Raw genomic sequence first — 6,293 nt, forward strand, 5'->3', positions numbered from 1 at the left:
ACTTGTATTAACTGCAATTAATCAACAAGCATAATAGTAGACGTCCGTTTTTTAATTAAGTTCATAAAAAAGTAAAAACTTTAAAATAAGTGCCGAACGCTAAATTTTAGGCATAAAAAAAGCCAACTCAAAATGGGCTGGCTTAATCATTACTAAAATTAGTAACTAAATGGGGAATCAACATGATGCTTGTGCTAACTGCAATTAACCAAAAAGCATAATAGTAGACGTCCGCTTTTTAATTAAGTTCATAAAAAGATCAAAACTTTTTAAATCAATTTAGTTTTTAATTAGCGATAACATTTGTTGTTCATCAAACTTTGTAAAGCTCATTGATTTATCGGTAAATAACGCATCTACAAGGGCTTGTTTGTCTTGTTGCATTTTAAATACTTTTTGCTCTATTGAATTACTCATTATGAGCTTATACACAAATACAGGGTTAGTTTGGCCAATACGGTAAGCTCTATCAGTCGCTTGCTTTTCTACAGCAGGGTTCCACCATGGATCAAAGTGAATAACTGTATCGGCTTGTGTAAGGTTAAGGCCTGTACCGCCGGCTTTTAAGCTAATTAAAAATACCGATGTTTTACCACTGGTAAACTCGTCGATTACTTTATCTCGGTGGCGCGTTTGCCCCGTGAGCATACTAAAGTTAATGTTTATTTCTTCAAGGCGTTGGGCTATTAAATCGAGCGCCGATGTGAACTGACTAAATATAATAATTTTACGACCGAGACTTAACATAAGCGGTAAGTGTGTTGTTAACCATTCAAGCTTAGCGGAGCCTGCTTGAGTGTCTGGATCTATTAATTTAGGGTGGCAACAAATTTGCCTTAACTTTAAAAGTGCCTCTAAAAATGCAAGTTTACTTTTTTGTGCGCCTTGTTCGGCAAATAAGTCTATTAGCTTCTCTTCTAATGAACGTGTAATACCTTGATACATTTCTTTTTGCTTAGGCTCAAACTCAAACTCTTTAGTTAGCTCTGTTTTTTCAGGCAGCTCTTGCGCTACTTGTGCTTTAGTGCGGCGCATTATAAAAGGCATAATTAACGCTTTTAACTGCTCAGCTCTCTCCATATCAGCTTCACGCTCAATAGGCGTTTGAAAGTGCTGCTTAAAGTGGGCTTGAGACCCAAGTAACGATGGCATAGCAAAATCGAGTAACGATTTAAGCTCAAGTAAATTATTCTCGATTGGAGTACCACTTAAACAAAGTTTAAAGTCGGCATTTAAGCGTTTAACTAATCGCGAAACCTGTGCGGTATCGTTTTTAATGTATTGTGCTTCGTCGAGGATTATATTTTCAAAATATAATGGCGAATAATATGCAATATCACGCTTTAAAAGTGGATATGTAGTAAGTATACACTGCGCTTGCGCTAAGTGCTGTAAAGGATCGTTACGATTTGAACCAAAAATAGTGGTGACTTTTAAGCTTTTAGCAAACTTAATAATTTCGTTTTTCCAGTTACTCACCAAACTAGTTGGACACACTATAAGTGTAGGGCCTGCTTGCGGGCGGTTAAATGTACTGGCTAAAAATGCAATAACTTGCAAGGTTTTACCCAGGCCCATGTCATCAGCTAAAATACCACCTAATTGGTGACGTTTTAAAAAGCTAAGCCAGTCAACACCTTGCTGTTGGTACTCACGAAGTGTTACTGAGTCATTTAAGCCATGTAATGAAACCTTAGTAATTGCTTTATCGGGACTATTTAGCTCTTGTAAGTATAGCTCTAATGAGTCGTCGTGAAGCTCTACGTTTATAGCAGTGTGCTTTACTAATTCAGGTAAATACGAAAGCGGAATATTAAATTCGTCTCGTGTTTTTACAAATTCAAAACGCTCTTTAAATTCATTTAATAAGTTAATTGCTGACTTATTGATAACCCCAAATTCACGACCAAGCGGATAGTAGTAAAATAGTTCACTTTGGCGATTTAATGACTGATATAGCGGGTCAGTATTAGTAAACAACAGCGATGCTTTAGCATCACATAGCAATACTTTGCAGTGCATTTGATGCCCTGCTGCGCGGTGTACATGTAAACTAACTTCACACTGCGGATTAGGACTCGTTACTTTACTTACACTTACTTGCCAACCACGTTGCTTAAAGCCAGGGAATACTTCGTATATTAGCCAATGCAAATGGATTGAAGACTGCTTTGTAAATACCAGTTCACTTTGTAAACCCCCTTTACAAAATTCAAATCCTAAGTTAATTAGTTCGTTAGTTACAGTATTTTCAAATGCACTATTAATCGTACTTGCAGGTGCTGCACCTGCTAAATAGTTTTTATTTTTATACTTAAATAACAACGAAAGAGATAAACCTTGATCGCCCATAGTTACTTTTAAAACAGCATTACTAGAGATTTTAGGCAATGTTGGCTGTAAATTAGTAGGGTGGGGTATTACACCTGCACCAAAGTTATCGGCAAGCTGCTTGTATATTCTATCAAAATTAGCGTCATGCAAAGCAGGCATAGTTTGTAAATGTGCTATTTCGTCTGCACTCAATGGGGTGCGAAGACGGCCCGCTTTTAAATGATCTAAATCGAGGTAAGTAGGTGGTGTTGTTTTTAATAAAGCCCAGTTTTGTGTTTGCTCAAGCTTAATAACTAATTGTGAGAGATCTTTATCTTGCTCCCAACTAAAACTTAATGCTTGGCCAGATTGCGCTTTAATTGGTACTCGAGAACGCTGGAAAAACAGGCGTTCTGTAGCTATCAACTGTTGTAAGGCACTAAAACCCCACTGGCCTTTTAGCTCAATACTTCCCACTGCATTTTGTGAGCGTATCCAACTAAATAATCTAAAATCACTTTCGAGTAAGTCACTCGGCGTTACAAAACTATTTAACTGCTGCTCAGTCAGGTTTCGACCTAGCGTGTAATTCTTTTTAGTCTCAACATTCGCTATTTTAGGTGTTAAGAATACTTTGTTATTTTCAATATCTAATACAAATAATAATACTTGCGATGGCGTGTTTTGATCACCACTTTTAAGTGCGCTTAATTCGCTAAACCAGTCATTAATAAAATAATCTTCGCCATATTCACCAGAGTGCTCTATTTTGAGCTTAAATAAAATAGCAGCTAAGTGTCGGCATTTAGTTTTTGCATTACACGTACAATGCGTATCAACAGAATAGCCAGTTGGTACTTTACTGATCTCAATACGTTGGTTAAACGATGATCCATTATCCACTTGTACAGTAGAGTCGACTACAGAAAAATTAGGGGTGTGTTCTAGCCAAGTGATTTGACCTTTCTTGTAATATTCTTTGCCTTTATCTAAAACATTTTCACGGAAAAGTTTTTTGATAAAGCGTTCAGACAGAGGAAACTGGGTAGCCTGCTCATTTTTAATTTCTTCAAAAATAGCCATTAAATCATTTTTTGATAAGTTAGCAGACATGTCACTCTAAGCATTAAATTTTAAAAATAATCCTGCCAGTATATGCCTTATGTGCTCTGAGCTAAAGCACTATTAACAAGATATAAACTGGTTGGAGCTGATAACTTAGTAAAAAATCGGTTTGTAAGTAAAAATAAGCATCCAATTTTACAAAATAATATTTAAAACAACTGCAATGGTAGAAGTTACATATAGTTAGAAACATAAAAGTAGGCATTACAGATCACGATTTTACTAACAATAATAATAAATGAAGGAATGTAGCTAAAAAGAGGAGATTAGTTAGTAAAAAAGTGATCTTGAAGAAGGAATATGATTATTTAAAGAGGAAATAGGCTAGTAAAGATCAGATTTTTACTAACAAAACAATCTGCCAGATCACTATTTAACTAAGTAAATATGCCTGACAGATCATTATTTAACTAACTAATTAAAGGCACTTAATAACTTAGTTAATTGCTCTAAGCGCTTGTCTGTCATTACTTTATTATCAATTTTGATAGAGACATCACCGCTTTTTAAATTGCGTTGTACCGATATGAAGTTATTTTCTAGTACAGCTTCGCGCTTAACAGCTACTTGTGGCTCTGAAGTTAGGCATCTAGTGATCGCCATTGCACGCTTGTCGTCGCTTGTAATCGCATTTAACTCTTCATCACTAGCAAGGGCACTAACAAGTTGATTAAACGCCTCTTCGTCTCGCTCCTTTGCGCTAACAAGCTTTTTAGCGACTTCGCGACCTACGTGATTAGCAGTAGGGTAAAGCGCAATGACATCAGCAGGAATTTGCTCATAAGCTTTAATTGCATCTGCAATTGCAGTATGCGATACACCTTCTACCGCGGCAATCTCTCTGTAAGATCCTTTTTTACCTTGCTCAATAAGCTCATTTTTAGTTTGTTGGTATGCTTGGCCAAGCTCCCATAAACTAGGAGCAATGTATTGATCTGAAGATACCGCTAAAATTTTTGCATCTTGATCAGTAAAATCGCTTGAACTAAGTACTAAATAATCTGCGTTACCTAAAATACAGGCCATACGACGACGTGAACCTGCCAGAACTAAACTTTTGTCACCTTGATCCCAAAGTAGGGCAGGATGTTGATTTCGACCATCCTCACGAATTGCAGGAAGAATGTCTGATACTGACTTTTCGTTTAGAAGTGCCTGTACACGACGATTTTTGCCATATACACCAGTGGTAGATTCAATATCAGCATGTGCGATCACTTTACAAACAAGCGTAATTTGACGAGCGGGGTCACTCGGTGCAGGCATTCTAATTACATCGCCAGCATTGGCTTGTTCTAGTAATGCATCAAGACTACTGCTGCCTACAGCAGTTGCAAATGGATCTAAGCGGGTGTCATTTTTACGTTTTTTAGCCATTTTTATTTAACATCCTTACTTAGGGGTATTGAGTGTTGATTGAGTTGACTGCCAATTTGAACGAATAAGCATTTCTAGCTCATCGACCACATCTTTAATATTTTCTTGAGCGCGCATTAATGACTCACGACTTGCTAAGCTGTCTGATGCTTTTTGATCAAAAATAGTGTTGAAAGACGATGAACTAGCGGTAATCGCGGAGCTGTGATTGATTGGGTAGCTCATTACTTGGCGACCAAATGCACTACGAACATCTTTGACGATATCGCGCTGTGAGTGATTACCTTTCACATAGTTGGTCACTAAAAATTGCATAAAGTCCCAGCCCTCATGGCCAAGTGCTGCAACTGTATGGTAAATCTCACCTAGTCGTTTTAAATATTTGTTATTAGCATCAAAATCTACAGCTTCCGGATGAACAGGAATAAGCATCGCCGTAGAGGCCATTAATGCATTATAAAACATGAAGTTAAGGGTAGGTGCTGTGTCAATTAAGATAATATCAAACTCGTCTTTAACGGGATCAATTACTTTCTCAAGTAACTTGTGGTAATGGCGAGTTTGCTCATAATTTGAGGTATCTTTGAGCAATGTTGCCGTTTCGTGCTCAAAGTAAAAGTCATCCATACCCGATGGTAATACACGAATATTTGGGATATGCGTTGGTAAAAATGAGTTAGACACAAATTCAGGCCATGTTTCACCCTCGTCTAAATCTATGCAATCACGCATTAAATCACCAACAGTAATCGGGTCGTGCTCACTTGAAGGAAAAAAGCTTGAAGAAGAGCCTTGTGGGTCTAAATCTATAATACCAATGCGATAACGTTTAATATTTGTAGTTGCAAGCGCTGCCGCTATATTAACCATACTGGTAGTTTTACCGCAGCCGCCTTTGAGAGAATTAATTACAATAACTTGCAGTTTGTCATCACCAGTACGATGATCTGGTTTAATGTCCATAATATCGGCCATAGCAAAAATATTTACTAATGTGTAAGCATAGTGACCGTTAGCACCGCGTTTTATGTTTAAATCATCGAAGTCGCCATTATCATGACGTCTTTTTAAAGTACGATTATTACAACCTAATAAATCAGCAGCTGCTTTTTGTGTATACGTTCTTAATTCTTTTTCTTCTGATTTAAGATGGGCACGGTAGTGCTGAATACGTCCTTCTAATGATTTTTCAGCAACTTCAGCTGTGGCTTTCAAAAGCCGATAGGTACTTAATGCGTTATTGTTGATAGACATACTTTCTTCCTCAAAGTTAGGCAGTTAGTATAATGTCCATTCAAATAGCTGTAAACAACTATTTAAGACGACATGCATTTCAAAAACAAGACATCTAAAAATATTTTTACACCTTTAATATTGCTTAGTATAAATAAAGAAGTTTAAAGGTGGTTAAATATATAAGGTAATAAAGGTTAAGGGTGTAAAATTAGCACATAACATTATGATTTATATGAATAATG

Annotated in this window: 3 protein-coding genes; all 3 read right to left on the minus strand. The window is 36.8% G+C overall.

Going from position 1 to position 6,293, the window contains the following annotated elements; translation table 11 throughout:
* Positions 1-279: 279 nt before the first annotated feature.
* Positions 280-3,426 carry a DEAD/DEAH box helicase gene (locus tag GQR46_RS14590; RefSeq protein ID WP_010552907.1) on the minus strand — a complete coding sequence of 1,049 codons (3,147 nt, stop codon included), beginning with the start codon at positions 3,424-3,426 and terminating at the stop codon, positions 280-282.
* 426 nt (positions 3,427-3,852) lie between these two features.
* Positions 3,853-4,815 carry a transcriptional regulator gene (locus GQR46_RS14595; RefSeq protein ID WP_165727943.1) on the minus strand — a complete coding sequence of 321 codons (963 nt, stop codon included), beginning with the start codon at positions 4,813-4,815 and terminating at the stop codon, positions 3,853-3,855.
* Positions 4,816-4,830: 15 nt separating this feature from the next.
* Positions 4,831-6,069 (minus strand): AAA family ATPase, encoded by a 1,239-nt coding sequence (locus tag GQR46_RS14600; RefSeq protein ID WP_007583176.1) that lies wholly within the window; start codon positions 6,067-6,069, stop codon positions 4,831-4,833.
* Positions 6,070-6,293 lie beyond the last annotated feature (224 nt).

This window comes from Pseudoalteromonas sp. Z1A6, from assembly GCF_011378745.1.
Classification (GTDB): Bacteria; Pseudomonadota; Gammaproteobacteria; order Enterobacterales; family Alteromonadaceae; genus Pseudoalteromonas; species Pseudoalteromonas arctica.